Origin of the sequence: Hydrogenivirga caldilitoris, from assembly GCF_003664005.1 — a bacterium.
GTDB lineage: Bacteria > Aquificota > Aquificia > Aquificales > Aquificaceae > Hydrogenivirga > Hydrogenivirga caldilitoris.
Map to the genome: position 1 here is coordinate 40,447 of NZ_RCCJ01000001.1, position 15,714 is coordinate 56,160.

The 15,714-nt window shown below is 46.6% G+C and carries 23 protein-coding genes; 16 read left to right on the forward strand and 7 right to left on the reverse strand.

Translation table 11 applies throughout. The annotated features are described in order from the left end of the window. Positions 1 to 11 precede the first annotated feature (11 nt). Genes hisD through lgt form a run of 3 tightly spaced genes read left to right on the forward strand, consistent with a single transcriptional unit; the run spans position 12 to position 2,667 of the window. Positions 12 to 1,292 (forward strand): histidinol dehydrogenase, encoded by a 1,281-nt coding sequence (gene hisD / locus BCF55_RS00255; RefSeq protein ID WP_121008641.1) that lies wholly within the window; start codon positions 12 to 14, stop codon positions 1,290 to 1,292. After that, positions 1,289 to 1,855 (forward strand): hypothetical protein, encoded by a 567-nt coding sequence (locus tag BCF55_RS00260; RefSeq protein WP_121008643.1) that lies wholly within the window; start codon positions 1,289 to 1,291, stop codon positions 1,853 to 1,855. The genes hisD and BCF55_RS00260 overlap by 4 nt, the downstream gene beginning before the upstream one ends. Further along, the gene (gene lgt / locus BCF55_RS00265) at positions 1,855 to 2,667 is read left to right on the forward strand and encodes a prolipoprotein diacylglyceryl transferase (protein ID WP_121008645.1); all 813 of its coding nucleotides are present in this window, start codon (positions 1,855 to 1,857) and stop codon (positions 2,665 to 2,667) included. The genes BCF55_RS00260 and lgt overlap by 1 nt, the downstream gene beginning before the upstream one ends. Here the strand turns inward: lgt and BCF55_RS00270 are convergent. From BCF55_RS00270 to BCF55_RS00300, 7 genes are read right to left on the reverse strand one after another with little or no spacing between them, the layout of a single operon-like run. Continuing rightward, positions 2,594 to 3,580, reverse strand: a complete 987-nt coding sequence (locus tag BCF55_RS00270) for a tRNA (5-methylaminomethyl-2-thiouridine)(34)-methyltransferase MnmD (RefSeq protein WP_170144709.1) — start codon at positions 3,578 to 3,580, stop codon at positions 2,594 to 2,596. The two genes, lgt and BCF55_RS00270, sit on opposite strands and share 74 nt — an antisense overlap. Then, positions 3,531 to 3,833 carry a glutaredoxin domain-containing protein gene (locus tag BCF55_RS00275; RefSeq protein WP_121008649.1) on the reverse strand — a complete coding sequence of 101 codons (303 nt, stop codon included), beginning with the start codon at positions 3,831 to 3,833 and terminating at the stop codon, positions 3,531 to 3,533. Before BCF55_RS00275 ends, BCF55_RS00270 begins: the two co-directional genes overlap by 50 nt. Before the next feature lie 58 nt (positions 3,834 to 3,891). Further along, positions 3,892 to 5,526 carry a sensor domain-containing diguanylate cyclase gene (locus BCF55_RS00280; RefSeq protein WP_121008651.1) on the reverse strand — a complete coding sequence of 545 codons (1,635 nt, stop codon included), beginning with the start codon at positions 5,524 to 5,526 and terminating at the stop codon, positions 3,892 to 3,894. Positions 5,527 to 5,547: 21 nt separating this feature from the next. Then, a complete protein-coding gene (gene lysS, locus BCF55_RS00285; protein ID WP_121008653.1) occupies positions 5,548 to 7,260 on the reverse strand; it encodes a lysine--tRNA ligase in 1,713 nt (570 codons plus the stop codon). 10 nt (positions 7,261 to 7,270) lie between these two features. Continuing rightward, on the reverse strand, positions 7,271 to 7,966 hold the full coding sequence (locus BCF55_RS00290; protein WP_121008655.1) for a DUF8082 domain-containing protein: 696 nt from the start codon (positions 7,964 to 7,966) through the stop codon (positions 7,271 to 7,273). Continuing rightward, positions 7,956 to 8,369, reverse strand: a complete 414-nt coding sequence (locus BCF55_RS00295) for a HAMP domain-containing protein (protein ID WP_121008657.1) — start codon at positions 8,367 to 8,369, stop codon at positions 7,956 to 7,958. The genes BCF55_RS00290 and BCF55_RS00295 overlap by 11 nt, the downstream gene beginning before the upstream one ends. Then, positions 8,353 to 8,754 (reverse strand): HAMP domain-containing protein, encoded by a 402-nt coding sequence (locus BCF55_RS00300; RefSeq protein WP_121008659.1) that lies wholly within the window; start codon positions 8,752 to 8,754, stop codon positions 8,353 to 8,355. Before BCF55_RS00300 ends, BCF55_RS00295 begins: the two co-directional genes overlap by 17 nt. A 120-nt stretch (positions 8,755 to 8,874) precedes the next feature. Here BCF55_RS00300 and rplN point away from each other — a divergent pair, with 120 nt between their 5' ends. From rplN to map, 13 genes are read left to right on the forward strand one after another with little or no spacing between them, the layout of a single operon-like run. Further along, positions 8,875 to 9,240, forward strand: a complete 366-nt coding sequence (gene rplN, locus BCF55_RS00305) for a 50S ribosomal protein L14 (RefSeq protein WP_121008661.1) — start codon at positions 8,875 to 8,877, stop codon at positions 9,238 to 9,240. Then, positions 9,240 to 9,599, forward strand: coding sequence for a 50S ribosomal protein L24 (gene rplX, locus BCF55_RS00310; RefSeq protein ID WP_121008663.1), 360 nt, complete (start codon positions 9,240 to 9,242; stop codon positions 9,597 to 9,599). The genes rplN and rplX overlap by 1 nt, the downstream gene beginning before the upstream one ends. A gap of 4 nt (positions 9,600 to 9,603) precedes the next feature. Beyond that, positions 9,604 to 10,167 (forward strand): 50S ribosomal protein L5, encoded by a 564-nt coding sequence (rplE, locus tag BCF55_RS00315; RefSeq protein ID WP_170144710.1) that lies wholly within the window; start codon positions 9,604 to 9,606, stop codon positions 10,165 to 10,167. A gap of 10 nt (positions 10,168 to 10,177) precedes the next feature. After that, complete coding sequence (locus BCF55_RS00320; RefSeq protein WP_121008667.1) at positions 10,178 to 10,366, forward strand: type Z 30S ribosomal protein S14; 189 nt, start codon at positions 10,178 to 10,180, stop codon at positions 10,364 to 10,366. A gap of 13 nt (positions 10,367 to 10,379) precedes the next feature. Then, positions 10,380 to 10,790 (forward strand): 30S ribosomal protein S8, encoded by a 411-nt coding sequence (rpsH, locus tag BCF55_RS00325; protein WP_121008669.1) that lies wholly within the window; start codon positions 10,380 to 10,382, stop codon positions 10,788 to 10,790. Between the two features lie 10 nt (positions 10,791 to 10,800). Beyond that, positions 10,801 to 11,346, forward strand: coding sequence for a 50S ribosomal protein L6 (gene rplF / locus BCF55_RS00330; RefSeq protein ID WP_121008671.1), 546 nt, complete (start codon positions 10,801 to 10,803; stop codon positions 11,344 to 11,346). An 11-nt stretch (positions 11,347 to 11,357) separates the two neighbouring features. After that, on the forward strand, positions 11,358 to 11,729 hold the full coding sequence (rplR, locus tag BCF55_RS00335; RefSeq protein ID WP_121008673.1) for a 50S ribosomal protein L18: 372 nt from the start codon (positions 11,358 to 11,360) through the stop codon (positions 11,727 to 11,729). A gap of 11 nt (positions 11,730 to 11,740) precedes the next feature. After that, positions 11,741 to 12,361 (forward strand): 30S ribosomal protein S5, encoded by a 621-nt coding sequence (gene rpsE, locus BCF55_RS00340; RefSeq protein WP_121008675.1) that lies wholly within the window; start codon positions 11,741 to 11,743, stop codon positions 12,359 to 12,361. Continuing rightward, a complete protein-coding gene (gene rpmD, locus BCF55_RS00345; RefSeq protein WP_121008677.1) occupies positions 12,354 to 12,569 on the forward strand; it encodes a 50S ribosomal protein L30 in 216 nt (71 codons plus the stop codon). Before rpsE ends, rpmD begins: the two co-directional genes overlap by 8 nt. Continuing rightward, positions 12,556 to 13,005, forward strand: coding sequence for a 50S ribosomal protein L15 (rplO, locus tag BCF55_RS00350; protein ID WP_121008679.1), 450 nt, complete (start codon positions 12,556 to 12,558; stop codon positions 13,003 to 13,005). The genes rpmD and rplO overlap by 14 nt, the downstream gene beginning before the upstream one ends. Then, a complete protein-coding gene (gene secY / locus BCF55_RS00355) occupies positions 13,002 to 14,297 on the forward strand; it encodes a preprotein translocase subunit SecY (RefSeq protein WP_121008681.1) in 1,296 nt (431 codons plus the stop codon). The genes rplO and secY overlap by 4 nt, the downstream gene beginning before the upstream one ends. A gap of 2 nt (positions 14,298 to 14,299) precedes the next feature. After that, complete coding sequence (locus BCF55_RS00360) at positions 14,300 to 14,935, forward strand: adenylate kinase (protein ID WP_121008683.1); 636 nt, start codon at positions 14,300 to 14,302, stop codon at positions 14,933 to 14,935. Next, positions 14,932 to 15,714, forward strand: coding sequence for a type I methionyl aminopeptidase (map, locus tag BCF55_RS00365; protein WP_121008685.1), 783 nt, complete (start codon positions 14,932 to 14,934; stop codon positions 15,712 to 15,714). The genes BCF55_RS00360 and map overlap by 4 nt, the downstream gene beginning before the upstream one ends.

Consider the following 15,714-nt stretch of genomic DNA (forward strand, 5'->3'; position numbering starts at 1 on the left):
GAATCATAGAGATGAAGGTCGTAGACTTAAGGAACAGGGCTTGGAGGTTTGATGACAGGCTCCGTTATCTGGCTAGCAGGGGTGATATCCTCGCCGAGGAGTACGAGGGGAGTGTAAAGGAGATAATAAGCCAGGTAAGAGACAGAGGGAATGAAGCTCTCATTGAGTACACCCGAAAGTTTGACGGACTTGAACTTACCCAGGATACCCTTGAGGTTCCTTACGAAGAGCTTGAGAACGCTTACGAAGAGCTTGAAGAGAAGGTAAAGGAAGCCCTTGAGATTGCTGAGGAGAGGATAAGAGTATTCCATGAGAAACAGCTTGAAAGGTCATTCTTCAAGGAGGAAGAAGGGATAATCTTAGGACAGAAGGTTTTACCTCTGGAGCGGGTTGGGGTTTACGTTCCGGGGGGCAAAGCTGCTTATCCCTCCACCGTTCTTATGAATGTCGTCCCGGCTGTTGTTGCAGGTGTTGAGGAGATAGTGATGGTATCTCCAAAGCCTAATAGGTACACCCTTGCGGCTGCCTACATAGCCGGTGTGAGTAGGGTCTTTCAGGTTGGGGGTGCTCAAGCTGTAGCAGCCCTGGCGTATGGAACAGAAACTGTGCCAAAGGTTGATAAGATAGTCGGTCCAGGCAACATATACGTTGCCCTTGCGAAGAAGCTCCTCTTTGGAGTTGTTGATATAGACATGATAGCTGGTCCTTCAGAGATACTTGTGATAGCTGATGAAGGTGCAAACCCTTCCTGGGTTGCCTCTGACCTTCTATCCCAGGCAGAGCACGATGAGCTGGCAGCGTCAATACTCCTCACACCTTCGGAGAGCTTCGCAAACAGAGTAAAGGAGCACGTTTACAAGATTCTTGAATCTATGGAGCGAAGAGACATAGCTGCCAAGTCTCTGGAGAGGTTTGGAACCGCTTTCATAGTTGAAGACCTTTATCACGCTTGCGAGGTGGCTAACTTCATAGCTCCGGAGCATCTTCAGGTCATGACCAGAGAACCTATGGCTCTGCTTCCCTACATAAAGCATGCGGGAGCCATTTTCCTCGGAGATTACACTACCGAACCTCTTGGAGATTACGTCCTTGGACCGAACCATACCTTGCCTACCGGAGGAACAGCTCGCTTCTTCTCTCCCTTGGGTGTGTATGATTTCCTGAAGAGGAGCTCGGTGCTTTACGTGTCTGAAGAAGGATTTAAGAGAGTCTCAGACCTTGCTGAAGCTATAGCTATGGCTGAAGGATTGGAAGCCCATGCTCTCTCTGTCAGAATTAGAATGAAAGAATGAGATATACCCTGTCCTTATTTTTATCCCTGATTCTTTTATTTTCCTGTGCCCCCAAGGTTGAGCGGGAATGTACATACGATAAACAGGCAATAGACACCTACAGGGATAGAAGAATACCGCAGGATTTCCGTATATACGGGCTTCTGAAGTATGGACCCGTCAAGTTACCTATGATGCTTGCGAAATTTGAAGATTACTACACTGTGAGAGTGGCTAAGGCTAAGGGAATCACCCTTGAAGGAGACAGGCTCTGTCTGGAGAGTAAATGTTATATACTGCCAGCACCTCCTGAGAACCTGGTCTTTGGTAAGCTTCTGACGGGGAAAGAGTACTCCTTTTGCAGAGAGGGGCTTTTGTATTTTCGTGAAAGGGGTAAACTTTACGAGAGATTGGTTGTTTTCAGGAACAACAAACCTTTGGAACTTGCGATAATCCATCTTAAGAGTAACGAGAGTGTGAAAGTTCTTTTTGGACCTGAAGATAACAAGGGTTACTTCAAGGAGCTCCGTTTTATACTTAATCAGAAGGAGATTGAACTTACTATTGAGGAGGTAGAAATCTGATGTTTCCTGAACTCATAGAGGTATTTGGTTTGAAGATATCAACTTACGGTGTCCTGGTAGCCATAGGGCTTATATTCGCCTACTTCCTGGCTATAAGACTCTCCCGTTCTCAGGGAATTCCGGAGGAAAAGGCTGAGTCCGTGTTCATATACGCTGCCGTTTTTGGCATAGTTGGTTCCCGAATCGCCTTTCTAATTGAACACCCTGAGGAAATTAAAAGCCTGATAGATTTCGTAGCCCTTTGGAAGGGGGGAGTGAGCTTCCTCGGTGGTCTTGCGGGGGGCATACTTGGTGCTCTGATAGCTGTTAAGAGGCATTCCCTCCCTTTATGGAAGGTTGCCGACGTTGCCGCTCCCTCTCTCGCCCTTGCTCATTCCATAGGCAGGCTTGGATGCACCGCTGCCGGGTGTTGCTACGGGAGACCTGTTCCAAACGCGGAAGATGTAAGTGTAGGTATCCATTTCATGAAGGATTTTCCCTTCTTTTACATAGTTTTTCCCTCAGGTGCTGTTGCTCCCCACGGGATACCGCTTTATCCTACCCAGTTGTTGGAGGCAGGAGGGAACTTCCTTATATTCCTCATACTGCTCTTCCTATTTAAAAGGAAGAGGTTTGATGGAGAGGTTTTCAGTCTTTACATGCTCCTCTATGGGGCAGAGAGGTTCACTCTTGAGTTCTACAGGGGTGTAACGCCGCCGATACCAGGACTGGGCCTCACGTGGAATCAGGTGGCTACCCTCATGATGGTCGTGCTTGCTGTAGCTCTCTTCCTAATTCTGAAGAAACAGCCCTCTCCCGCAGAAGAACACTGAGACGGTAATCTATAAGTATGTCCACAGGTTCAAGTTCAAGGTTTTCGTCCCTGAAAGGCACACTGTAGGGAGAGCTGTAGAGTTTAATTCTATCCCTGCCTCTGATGTCACCCACGTGTTTCTTCAGGGATGCTATTGTCCCACCCTTCTTTCTGCCAACCGCAGGCGTCTCCCCGATTTTGAAGCCTAAGTCAAGGAGAGCTCTTCTGACCGGCAGGGAAGAAGTATAGGATACCCACACGCCGGTATCCTTCATCAGACCTTTGACCATGTTGAGGAGTTCCAGAGTCCACGCCTCCGGATTTCTGTAAGGAGAGAACGGGTCGTAAAACACAGCGTCAGCTCTGAACCCCTTTATAACCTTCAGAGTTTTCCGCATGTCCCCTTTGTAAAGTTTTAAACTTACACCCTCCCTTTCCCCGTTCGGGAGCAGGCTGAGAACCTTCTTATGGGTTTCCCTGTATGGCTCTGGAAGGGCAGGTATGTTTTCAGGGATAGCTTTATCAAGGGTTATTATCTCTACTTCAATACTCTTGTTTACCTTTCTGAGCTTGTGGACGGCCACAGCCACGTTGTATCCAAGACCAAAACCTATGTCAAGTATCGCTACTCTTTCCATGAACTGGGCGGACTCTATCAACCCGGAGGGTTTTACAAACTTTTGAGCAGCTTCTGTGAGGGCTCCGGCTGTCAGGCTGTGATATGACTCACCGTACTCACTGCTTATCAGGGTGTAGCTTCCGTCTGCCGTGACCACAACTTCGTTATCTGAAGGTGGTGTGTCGGGCAACCATCTCTTTATATCCCTTAAAACCCTTTTACATTCTTCCTGTGAAAGCTCCAGCCCTCTTATAGAAGCCCTCTCAAACAGCCTTCTTCTGAGGTTCTCCATACCCGCCAAGGTGGCTCTCAATTATCTCTTTCAGCCTCCACTTTCTTGGTAGCTCTCCCATAAAGACTATATGTTCTTCGGTGTAGTCTTCGTCTTCATCTTCAACCAGTAAAACGGGGGTGGTTGCTATTCCAAGGTATGTAAAGGTATCCAGCATCTCATACATATCTACCTCTTCCCACTCAAATGGGACTTCCCTCTGAAGTTCTGAGAGGAGCTTTTTAACTCTATCACATCTTGGACATACTTCTTGGGTTACAAGTACGAATTTCATTTCCGCTTACCTCCGACCAGGAATATAAGCTTCCGAACCACTGATACATTGATTTTCGTTATATTTCTCTCGCCACCCTGTTCTTTCCTGTCTTCTTGGCTATGTATAGGGCTTTGTCCGCCCGGAGGATCACATCCTCAGCATCTTTGTCTTCTCCCTGCCCCTGAGCCGCTCCTATGCTAACCGTTAACCTGATCGTTTCCTCGCCCGCCGAGAACCTGTGCAACTCTATTCTCTTCCTTATATTCTCGGCAGCCCTCAGGGAACCACTTAAGGGTGTAGAGGGCAGTATGGCTAAGAACTCTTCACCACCGTATCTGAACACCATGTCCGAGTCCCTTAAGGTTTCCTTTATGAGCCTTCCAAGCTCTGCCAGCACCCTGTCCCCCACCTGATGTCCGTAGTTATCGTTTATTTTCTTGAAGTCGTCTATGTCTATCATAAGCACCGATACAGGCTTTCCTAAAGCTAAGAACCTATCTATGACCTCTTTACCAAATTCATCAAAAGCTCTCCTGTTGAAAACGCCCGTTATGTTGTCCATGTAAGCCTTACCTGTATAGACCTCTATCTCTTTGGAAAGGACGTTTATGTACTTCTCAATCTCCTTTGCCATATCAAGGATTGCGGACTCTATCGCACCAAACTCATCCCTTCCAAGGGAAGGGGTTTTGGGAAGCTCGTGAAACTTTCTCTTCTTTATTAGCTCAGTGAGGGCATAGAGTTTCTCCACCTTTGCGGACACCCTGCCCAGGGAAAGGACAGAGCCTATGAATATAGCCACCAGCAGGGGAATGTAGCTTCCAAGCAGGCTCTTTAAACTGTCTAGAGCCAGGTTTGCCGAGAGGGAACTTACGTCCTTGTATGTGAAAAAGTAACCTATCTCCCTCTCTGAGAAATCCTCTATGGGCACGTTACAAAGGAAGAAGGGTTTGTCCTCAACCTTAACCTTAAGAGACTTACCGGAGAACTCAAGAGCACCGACGAGGTCCTTAGTTCCTCCCTGCAGGCTCACAAGGTATTCCTCTTTTCTGACCGTTTTGGAGGTGTACGCCATGTAGCTCTCCTTTAAGAGGGAACGCTTTAGTGCTTCATCCTTGATGGCAAGTCCGCATCCTGTTCCGGTTATTGAGCTGTAGTACCTTAAAAAATCCTCCATGTCTATACCTACCGACACCAAGCCTATAGCTTTTCCATCCTTAGTTATTGGGTTTACAGCCCTTATGCCCACATAGTTCGTGCATATGATTATTGATTTTGTGGTGATGCAGTTCTTCCCCGACTCAACCACATCTCTTCTTATTCCTGTGACGTCCCTCCCAGATTCTCTTGGGTTCCTCATGTTGAGGAAGTTAACTGCAGGCAGCTTGAAAAAGCTTATCTCCCTTATAAGGTTCTCCCTGCTTACCTCCTCGTAAAGGGGTTTCAGCTTCAGGTATAAGCCTTCTTTATCACCCGACTCAAAGAGCTTCCTTACATCACTGTCCCTTGCTATGTACGAGGATACTGAGTTGGCAACCCTTTTATGGAACTCAACGAGCTTGTTGAACTCAAAGGTGCTCTTTTCACAGAAAGACTCCTTCTCCTTTTTGAGAAGCTCTCTGTACAACTCAAACTGGTGGTAAGTGACCAAAGCAGTGGTAAGGGTAAAGGCAGTTACAGTAAAGAGGAAGACCTTTTTACGCAGCGTCATTCTTCCATAATATAAATCGGTCTATTGAGGTCTCATGTGAGGGAAAAGTATCACGTCCCTTATCGTATCGGTATTTGTGAGGATCATAACCAGTCTGTCTATCCCTATTCCTTCACCGGCTGTTGGGGGCATCCCGTACTCAAGAGCTCTTATGAAGTCCTCATCCATGGCCATAGCTTCTTCGTCCCCCATCTCTTTCTCCTTTATCTGCTCAACAAACCTCTCCCTCTGGTCTGCAGGGTCATTTAGCTCCGTGTACGCGTTGGCGACCTCATAGGTAGCGACTATAAGCTCAAACCTCTCAACTAATTCACTGTCTTCCCTGTGGGTCTTGGCAAGCGGGGATAGTATTTTTGGAAAATCTATTACAAAGGTAGGTTGAATCAAGTCCTCCTCTGCCACCTTCTCAAAGACTTTATCTATCAGCTTCGCATGGGTGAGTTTGTCGTAATTGGTTATATCAAGCTCTTTGGCGAGCTCTCTTAGCCCTGAGAGGTTATGAAGGAAGAACTCCTTATCCCTCCCTGTTTTCTCCTTCAGCAGGTCAAAATACCTGACCTTTCTGAGAGGCGGTGTAAAATCTATCTCCTTCCCCTCGTAGATAAGCTTCAGGGTGCCTACTGTTCTTTCAAGTAGGTGGGCAAACAGCTCTTCCGTGAACTTCATCAGGTCATTGTAGTCCCAGTAAGCTGCATAGAATTCCACCATTGTGAACTCTGGGTTGTGGGTTCTGTCCACGCCTTCGTTTCTAAAGTTCCTTCCCAGCTCGTAAACCCTTGGAAAACCACCAACTATCAGTCTCTTCAGGTAAAGCTCCGGAGCTATCCTCAGATAGAGGTTCATTTCAAGGTAGTTATGGTAGGTCATAAAGGGTTTTGCATTTGCTCCACTGGCTATGGGTTGGAGTATTGGGGTTTCAACTTCAATAAAACCCCTGTCATCAAAAAATTTCCTCAATTCGCTTATGAGCTTGCTCCTGAGCAGAAAGGTTCTCCTTGCATCTGGGTTGGCTATGAGGTCAAGATATCTCTGTCTGTACCTGACTTCAACATCTTTAAGCCCATGCCACTTCTCTGGCAATGGATGAAGGCATTTGGCAAGGAGTTGAAAATTGTGAACTTCAACGGTTAGTTCCCCTGTCTGAGTTCTAAAAAGCTCACCTTCAACCCCCACTATGTCCCCAAGGTCAATAAATTCGTTGAAGAAAGAAAACCTCTCATCACCCACAAGGTCCTTCTTGAGGTATATCTGAATCTTCCCTGTAAGGTCCTGTATGTGCCCGAACACAGCCTTCCCCATGGTTCTCAGAGCCACAACTCTCCCACCGAGGGAAACCTTTTCCTCTTTGGGCTCCGAATCAAACCTTTCCTTCAGAGCTCTTATGCTCTCGGTATCGCCTTCTGATAGGACCGCCTGAGTTAAACTGAGCTTTCCCTCAACCCTTGATAGCAACCCTTCAAAGGTATACTCTTCGTTCTGTTTAAGCCCTTCTTCCCTTGTGAACACCAGGATTTCCACATTTTCCTCGTCGGAGAGTCTCACCATGTAACCTTCTTCCGTTTTTGAGACCCTCTTTGCCTTTCCCCTTATCCTAACCTTAAAACCCTCCGGCGGGTCGGTTTCAAACTTCCTTCTGACGCTTCCTATGAAGTCCGTAACCTCAAACTTGTAAGGGTAGGGGTTTATATTCCTTTTTCTCAGCTCTTGAAGTTTCTTCAATCTTGCCTCTTCCATGGGAAAAGAATTATAAAGCCTCTTCGTCTACAATGCTCAGAGCGGTTTTAACAAATCTCTCTGCCCTGTCAAGAGAATCTATCTCTTGGGTTAGGTAATCTATAAGCTCGTAAGCGTCCTCCTTTGTCAGGAGGTTTCTGTTGAAGCGTTTCTCAATTATCACTGCATTGAAGATGTAATCTCCTGCAGGTCCTATCTCGTTGATAAAGGTGTCCTTCAAAGCTTCTATTTGGTGGGGGGAGAGATACCTCTTCTTTCTCCTTACCTGTTTTAGCTCCCCTTCTTTCTCCTTCTGTTCAACGTACCTTCTCCTTGAAATTTCTTTCAGCTCGCTTAGAACATCCGTAAACTGCCTCAACTCCTCAACTACGCCACCCATACCGTAGAGGACTTTTGCCGCGCCTACTCGCTTTGGGAAGAGACCTATGACGTAGAGCTGAGGGTTCAGCACACCAATGTAGTAGTAATACTTACCAACATCTCCGAAGGAGAAATCAGGAGGACTTTCGGAGTTTCCAGTATCAAGGGTGGTAAAGCTTATGGCTGTTGTTTCAAGCCTCTGGAGCCATCTTCTAACAAAGTTATCTTCAGTATCCGCAGAGTATACACTTAAAAACCCCAGCACATCCTGGACAGCTATGAAGAGGGCACCTGTTCCTTGTCTTGCCCTATCAAGGGCTATCTTGAGCTCTTCTTCAGGACTCATGCTTCTTTAACCTTCTTATGAGAGCCTTGAGGGATAGTCTCATCCTCTCAAAGGACTCGGCTAGTCTGTTTATCTCTAAATAACGCCCCTGAATCTCCAGGGGTGTATCAAGGTCTCCCTCACTCATCTTCTCTAAACGTTTTGTCATCTCTTTTATGGGTCTGAGTATCGTCCACTCTATCAGGAGCTGAATTATCAGTATTGGACCCACAAACCAGCATAGAACGAGGAAAAGAGTTGAACCGAGGGCGTACTTCCAGGCTACCTCTTCCGGAACATCGTTGTTCACCAGGGCAAAGAAGAAGACAAAAAACACCAGCACGGCAGCGAGCAGAGACCCTATAAAGACGATATCCAGAATTTTGTAAAGTATGCTCCTGTACTTTTTACCTCTTCCTATCAAGCTCTCCCTCCAGCTGGGATATGAGTTCCTTTATGTTAACGCGCATCTTTTCAAAGGCTTCAGCCATATGACCGAACTCGTCGTTGGTTTCTGGCTTTATGGGTGTTTCCAGGTCTCCCTTGCTTACCCTTTCCATGGCGTCTATCATATGGTCAATCCTTTCAAGTATCAGCTTGTAGAATACAGCCCTAACGAAAAATATCGGTAGTGTAAAGGCAAGGGTTATAACGGCTGCAGAGAAGAGCATTATCTTAGGTATCTTGTAAGAAGGCACGTCGGTTATGTTAAGCACCACATAAAGGACACCGAGAGTTATAAGGACGCTGAACAATGAACCAGCGGTAACGTAAACCGTAAGCCTACCCAAAAGCCCCTCTTTTTCCACCTCTTCCTCCTGGCTGTATTATACAATCTTAGAACTTGCTTTCGGCTTGGTAAATTGTTAAAATACTATTTTGTCTCTTTTTAGGACGCATTTTAGCTTAGGAGTTGGGAGAGAAAAGCCATGATACAGAGACAGAGTTATATGAGCGTTGCTGATAACTCAGGCGCAAAGAGGGTACAGGTTATAGGGATACCCTATGCACCGAGAAAGTATGCTACCCTTGGAGATGTTATAACCGTGACTGTTAAGGACGCTCTGCCTGATGGGAACGCAAAGAAGGGGAAGATATACAGGGCTGTGGTCGTTAGGGTTGCAAAGGAGGTAAGGAGACCTGATGGAAGCTACATAAAGTTTGACGACAACGCCTGTATACTCCTGAACCAGTACGGGGAACCCCTTGGAACGAGGGTGTTAGGACCTATAGCGAGAGAGGTAAGAAACAGGGGCTTTACAAAGATAGCTTCCCTGGCACCGGAGGTGGTTTGATGGCGTGGAAGATAAAGAAAGGAGACACCGTATTAGTAGTTAGGGGTAGCAAAGCTAAGAAGGGGCAAAGTGGTAAGGTTGTCAGAGTTATTCCCGAAAAGAACAGGGTTATAGTTGAAGGCGTTAACCTCGTTAAGAAGCATCTTAAAGAAATACCAAACGTCAGGGAAGGTGGAATTGTTGAGGTTGAAGCCCCCATACATGTAAGCAACGTTATGCTTGTGTGTCCTAACTGTAACAAGCCAACCCGTGTGGGTTTCAGGCTCGTTGAGGAGAAGGGTGTGCTAAGGAAGTACAGATTTTGTAAGAAGTGTAATGAAAACATAGACCTTGTTAGGGAAAAACAGTTGAGAGGTTAATATCATGGCTGTAGCTACTAAGTATGTGCCCAGGTTGTATCAGAAGTACAGGGACGAGGTTGTCCCCCGTCTTATACAGAGGTTTGAGTATAAGAACCCTATGGAGGTCCCAAGGCTCGTCAAGATAGTCGTGAACATGGGCGTAGGGGAAGCTGTTCAGGATATAAAGAACCTTGAGAGAGCCATGGAAGACCTCAGGCTAATTACAGGACAACAGCCCTCTATAAGAAGGGCTAAGAAATCTGAAGCTGGCTTCAAGCTCAGGAAAGGCATGCCTGTGGGTGCTAAGGTTACCCTTAGGAAAGAGAGGATGTGGGACTTCCTTGATAAGACCATTTCTGTTGCACTGCCAAGGGTTAAAGATTTCAAGGGGTTGAATCCACGTTCCTTTGATGGAAGGGGTAACTACTCCTTTGGCATAGCTGAACAGATAGTTTATCCGGAGATAGACTACGATAAGGTTGACAGGATTAGGGGTATGGATATAAGCATTCACACGACCGCCGAGACCGACGAGGAGGCGCTGTGGCTTCTGTCCCTCTTAGGTTTACCAATAAGAGCATCTTAAGGAGGTAAGTATGCCTAGAAAAGCTAAAGTGGCAAAGGACCTTAAGTACTACCCAAAGTGGAAGGTGAGGAAGAAGAATAGATGTCCGATATGTGGAAGACCGAGAGGTTTTATAAGGTACTTCAATATGTGTAGGCTCTGCTTTAGAGAGAGGGCTTTGAGGGGTGAACTCCCTGGTGTAAGGAAATCAAGTTGGTAACGGAGGTTAAGATATGGACCCTATAGCGGATATGTTCTCTGCAGTTAAGAATGCGATAATGAGGAAGAAAGACTACGTTGACGTACCCTCTTCAAAGACTAAAGAGAGAATACTGGACCTCCTTAAGAGGGAAGGTTTTATAAAGGACTGGGAAAAAGTTGAAGGCGGCAAATACGACAAGGGAACCCAGTACACCCTCAGGATTCACCTTAAATACCTTGACCCTAAAAAAGAGAGAAACGCTATTACCAACCTGGTGAAGATTTCTACCCCAGGGAAAAGAGTTTACTCCCCTGCTAAGAGGATTCCTTACGTGAAAAGAGGACTCGGTGTAGCTATAGTTTCCACCGATGCGGGCATACTTACAGACCACGAGGCAAGGAGCGCTAAAAAAGGTGGCGAGGTGATAGCCATAGTCTGGTAGGAGGAAGGACATGTCAAGAATTGGGAAGAACCCGATACCTATCCCTGATGGTGTTAAGGTTCATTTAAAGGGAAACGAGATAACCGTTGAAGGACCGAAAGGTAAGCTTTCCATGAATTTTCACCCGGACATGAAAGTTACAGTTGATGAAAAGGAGAAGCAGATAAGAGTTGAGAGACCAACGGAAAGAGCCTTTCACAAGGCTCTTCATGGAACAACGGCGGCTCTCATAAGGAACATGGTTAAGGGAGTTACCGAAGGGTTTACTGTTGTCCTTGAGGTTCAGGGACTCGGATACAGGGCTGCCGTTAAGGGTAACGCTCTTGAGCTTAGCTTGGGTAAGTCTCATCCGGACATATACCCAATTCCTAAGGGTATAAGTATTGAGGTAAAGGGGAACGAGATTCACGTGAGTGGCGTAGATAAACAGATGGTTGGTCAGGTTGCAGCGGAAATAAGAGCCTTTAGGAAGCCAGACCCCTACAAGGGTAAGGGTATAAGGTACAAGGGTGAAGCCCTCAAACTCAAGCCTGGAAAGGCGGCTGGTAAGAAGTGAGGAGGTTTTAAATGGCTAAGCTAAGCAGGAGAGAGAAAAGAGCGAGGAGACACAGGAGAATTAGAAAAAAGGTGTTCGGTACACCGGAAAGACCTAGGCTCGCCGTTTACAGGAGTCTTCATCACTTCTATGCCCAGCTTATAGACGATACCACAGGAAATACGCTTGTTTTTGCTTCAACCCTTGACCCCGAGTATGAAAAATTGGCTGGGAAAAGGGGCGGTAAATCTATAGAGGCTGCCCAGAGGGTAGCAGAGGTTTTGGTGAAGAAAGCCCTGGAGAAGGGAATAAAGAAGGTTGTCTTTGACAGGGGTGGTTTCATATACCATGGGAAGATAAAGGCTTTTGCTGATAAGTGTAGAGAATTAGGTCTTGACTTTTAAGGAGGATTTTCATGGGTGGTAAAGACATTGACGCTATGATTGATGAAAGAAGGAAGAGATACGGCGTTGCCGACATGATAGAGGAGCTTCAGCTGGAGGAGAGGCTCCTGTATGCCAATAGGACGGCAAGGGTTACAAAGGGTGGCAGGAGGTTTTCCTTCAGCACCTTGGTTATAGTGGGTGACAAGAGGGGCTTTGTGGGTTTTGGTCACGGTAAAGCAAAGGAGGTCCCCCTTGCTATCGCAAAGGCTATAGAGCAGGCAAAGAAGAAGATAATAAGGGTACCTATAATTGAGGGAACGGTCCCCCACGATGTGGTAGGCCACTTTGGACCCACAAAGATAATTGTCATGCCTGCAAGGAGAGGAACGGGTGTTGTTGCAGGTGGTGCTGCTAAGCCTATATTTGAGCTTGCTGGTTACACGGACGTTCTCACCAAGATAATAGGGAGTACGACCCCTGACAACGTTGTGAGGGCTGTCTTTGATGCTCTGCTTCAATTAAAGACCCCAGAACAGGTGGCTGAGGAGAGGGGCTTACCCTTGGAGGAAGTTCAGAAAAGATTCAACGTCTACACAAACCCCAAGCTCAGGGTAAAGCTCTACTATCCCTGGAGGGGCGTCCATGGCTAAGAAGAAGTCTGGTAAAAAGCTTTTAAAGGTAACCCTTGTGAGAGGTCTTGCTGGAAAACCTGAATCTCATGTTCAGGCTGTCAGAAGCCTCGGTCTTAGGAAACCCGGACAGTCCAGGCTACTTGAGGATAACCCTATGGTAAGGGGTAATATCAGAAAAGCCCATTACCTGATACAAGTGGAGGAAGCAAGCGATGAAACTGCATGAGTTACAGCCACATCCAGGAGCTACGAAGGAGAAGAAAAGGGTTGGTAGGGGTATAGCCGCTGGACAAGGCAAAACAGCAGGAAAGGGTCATAAAGGACAGAAGACCCGTTCGGGAGATAGGACTGTACCTGCCTATTTTGAGGGTGGACAGACACCACTACATCAGAGGATACCCAAGAGAGGCTTTACAAGCCCTAACAGAAAGGAGTACATACCTGTAAACGTAGGCACCCTTGAGAAGCTTTTTGAAGATGGAGCTGAAATTACACCTGAGGCTTTGTCTCAAAGGGGTATCTGCTCTAAAGGTGACCTCGTAAAGGTTCTCGGCGACGGAGAGCTCAAGAAGAAGTTCACCGTTAAAGCGCACGCCTTCTCCAAGAGTGCAAAGGAAAAGATAGAGAAGGCAGGAGGAACCTGCGAGGTAATTGGGAAGTGATAGATTACCTCAAGAATATATTCGCTTTTGAGGACCTGAGGAGAAGGTTCCTTTACACCCTCTTGATGTTTGCCATATATAGGCTGGGGAGTCATATTCCCATACCTGGCGTAGATGTTCTCGCCCTTGAGGATTTCTTTAAGTCACTCCAAGGGACTCTCTTCAGCCTATACGATATATTCTCGGGGGGAAACCTCAGCAGGATGACTGTCTTTGCCCTCGGGGTTATGCCTTACATATCTGCCTCAATAATGATGCAGCTTTTAACTGTTGCCATACCAGAACTTCAGAGGCTTGCAAAGGAGGAGGGAGATTACGGGAGATACAAGATAAACGAGTACACAAAGTATCTGACATTGTTTGTTGCCTTTATACAGTCAATAGGTGTGGCTTTCTGGCTTCAAAATCAGACCTCCCCACGAGGCTTTCCCGTTGTCCCTGATGCAGGCTTTCTCTTTATATTCGTTGCTGTTCTGACTTTGGTTGCGGGCACTATGTTCCTTGTATGGATGGGTGAGAGGATAACCGAGAAGGGAATTGGTAACGGTATGTCTCTACTTATATTTGCAGGTATCGTTGCGAGTTTCCCAAATGCGGTTATCGGTCTCATAGACAGGTTAAAAAGCGGAGACTTAACACCCTTCACCGTTGCGGGTGCCATTGTAATGGTGCTCCTCGTAATCATAGGTATAGTGTACATACAGGAGGCTGAGAGAAGGATACCCGTTCAATATCCGAGGAGGGTCGTGGGAAGGCAGGAGTACAGAGGAGGTTCAACCTATCTGCCTATAAAGATAAACCCCGCCGGGGTTATACCTATAATATTTGCCCAATCTCTATTGATAATACCTTCAAGCGTTCTTACCTTTATACAACATCCAATAGCTCAAGCCATATACGATGCCTTCAATCCCACAGCGATTTTCTATAACTTCCTCTACGTAATGCTTATAGTCTTCTTCACTTACTTCTACACCGCTGTGATGATAAACCCTGTTGAGGTAGCTGACAACCTGAGGAAGGGAGGAGCATTCGTGCCCGGAGTCAGACCGGGACTTGAAACTCAGAAGTTCCTTGAAACTGTGATAAACAGGCTTGTGTTCGTAGGTGCCCTCTTTCTATCTGTAGTTGCCATAATCCCGCTTTTCATAAGCCTTCAACTTAACGTGCCCTTTTACTTCGGCGGAACCACAGCTCTCATAGTCGTCGGAGTTGCCCTTGACACCCTGAAGCAGGTTGAAGCCAACCTGATAACCAAAAAGTATAAGGGTTACGTAAGGAAGAGGAGGTAGCCATGAATCTTGTCTTTCTGGGTCCCCCCGGTGCAGGAAAAGGAACTCAAGCAAAGAGGCTCGCCCAGGAGCTTGGACTTAAACACATATCAACGGGGGATATCCTCAGAGAAGCTGTAAAGAATGAAACCCCCTTGGGCAAGAAAGCAAAGGAGTACATGGATAGGGGGGAGCTTGTTCCTGATGAGTTGATAATAGCGTTAATAGAGGAGGTTATGCCTCCGGGAGGAGGCGTCATATTTGATGGGTTTCCGAGAACCATAGCCCAAGCCGAAGCTCTTGACAACATGCTTAAGAGAAAGGGATTGAATCTTGACAAGGTCATACTGTTTGATGTGGATGACGAAGTTGTGGTTGACAGACTCTCAGGAAGAAGGGTGTGTCCAAGCTGCGGTGCAGTGTATCACTTAAAGTTCAATCCTCCGAAAAACGATGAGGTGTGTGACAGGTGCTCGGTTAAGCTTATCCAAAGAGAAGATGACAGGGAAGAGGTTGTTAGAAACCGCCTGGAGGTTTACCGGAAGCAGACCGCACCCCTCATTGAATATTACGAGCGCAAGGGTATATTAATAAGACTGGACGCTTCCAAGGAAATTGAGGAGGTCTATCAAGAACTTAAGAAGGTGGTGGCTACATGAAAAGAGGTATAGAGCTTTACTCCGATAAGGAGATAGAAAAGATTGAAAAGGCTTGTAAGGTTGTTGCCGAGGTTCTGCATGCAGTTGCTGAGAACGTAAAGCCAGGTATAACAGCCTGGGATATAGAGATGATAGCCAGAGAAGAAGCCAAAAAGAGAGGAGCGAAGCCAGCATTTTTAAACTACAAGCCGCCCTTTAGCAATGTAAGTTATCCGGCAGCGACCTGTGTCTCCATAAACGAGGAAGTTGTACACGGTCTTCCCAAGAAGGAGAGGGTAATTGAAGAAGGTGATTTGGTAAGTGTTGATTTTGGTGCTATAATAGATGGTTACGCTGGTGATTCCGCTATTACCGTGGCTGTCGGTAACGTGGACGCCGATAAGAAGAGGCTTATGGAAGCGACAAAGCTTGCTTTGGAGAGGGCTGTGCAGAAGGCAGCTCCTGGGAATTGGCTTAGTGATATTGTTGAGGCTGTTCATTCTACCGCTGAGGAGTATGGGGTTTACCCTGTCCTCAGATACGGGGGGCACGGTATAGGTAAGAAGGTTCATGAGGAACCTTTTATACCCAACAACAGAAAAGACCTCGGCAAGAAGAATGTGAAACTGAGACGTGGAATGGTTATAGCTATAGAACCTATGTTTGCCCTTGGAACGGAGGAGACGGTCCACGATGGAGATGGATGGACGGTTAAGACCAAGGACGGAAGCCCTTCGGCTCACTTTGAGCATACCGTTGCTATAACAAAAGAAGGTCCTAAGGTTCTTACGGAGATTTGA

Coding starts and splice junctions, on each gene's coding strand:
- hisD (WP_121008641.1), top strand. CDS start 12: ATGAAGGTCGTAGACTTAAGGAACAGGGCTTGGAGGTTTGATGACAGG.
- BCF55_RS00260 (WP_121008643.1), top strand. CDS start 1,289: ATGAGATATACCCTGTCCTTATTTTTATCCCTGATTCTTTTATTTTCC.
- lgt (WP_121008645.1), top strand. CDS start 1,855: ATGTTTCCTGAACTCATAGAGGTATTTGGTTTGAAGATATCAACTTAC.
- BCF55_RS00275 (WP_121008649.1), bottom strand. CDS start 3,833: ATGAAATTCGTACTTGTAACCCAAGAAGTATGTCCAAGATGTGATAGA.
- BCF55_RS00280 (WP_121008651.1), bottom strand. CDS start 5,526: ATGACGCTGCGTAAAAAGGTCTTCCTCTTTACTGTAACTGCCTTTACC.
- lysS (WP_121008653.1), bottom strand. CDS start 7,260: ATGGAAGAGGCAAGATTGAAGAAACTTCAAGAGCTGAGAAAAAGGAAT.
- BCF55_RS00290 (WP_121008655.1), bottom strand. CDS start 7,966: ATGAGTCCTGAAGAAGAGCTCAAGATAGCCCTTGATAGGGCAAGACAA.
- rplN (WP_121008661.1), top strand. CDS start 8,875: ATGATACAGAGACAGAGTTATATGAGCGTTGCTGATAACTCAGGCGCA.
- rplX (WP_121008663.1), top strand. CDS start 9,240: ATGGCGTGGAAGATAAAGAAAGGAGACACCGTATTAGTAGTTAGGGGT.
- rplE (WP_170144710.1), top strand. CDS start 9,604: ATGGCTGTAGCTACTAAGTATGTGCCCAGGTTGTATCAGAAGTACAGG.
- BCF55_RS00320 (WP_121008667.1), top strand. CDS start 10,178: ATGCCTAGAAAAGCTAAAGTGGCAAAGGACCTTAAGTACTACCCAAAG.
- rpsH (WP_121008669.1), top strand. CDS start 10,380: ATGGACCCTATAGCGGATATGTTCTCTGCAGTTAAGAATGCGATAATG.
- rplF (WP_121008671.1), top strand. CDS start 10,801: ATGTCAAGAATTGGGAAGAACCCGATACCTATCCCTGATGGTGTTAAG.
- rplR (WP_121008673.1), top strand. CDS start 11,358: ATGGCTAAGCTAAGCAGGAGAGAGAAAAGAGCGAGGAGACACAGGAGA.
- rpsE (WP_121008675.1), top strand. CDS start 11,741: ATGGGTGGTAAAGACATTGACGCTATGATTGATGAAAGAAGGAAGAGA.
- rpmD (WP_121008677.1), top strand. CDS start 12,354: ATGGCTAAGAAGAAGTCTGGTAAAAAGCTTTTAAAGGTAACCCTTGTG.
- rplO (WP_121008679.1), top strand. CDS start 12,556: ATGAAACTGCATGAGTTACAGCCACATCCAGGAGCTACGAAGGAGAAG.
- BCF55_RS00360 (WP_121008683.1), top strand. CDS start 14,300: ATGAATCTTGTCTTTCTGGGTCCCCCCGGTGCAGGAAAAGGAACTCAA.
- map (WP_121008685.1), top strand. CDS start 14,932: ATGAAAAGAGGTATAGAGCTTTACTCCGATAAGGAGATAGAAAAGATT.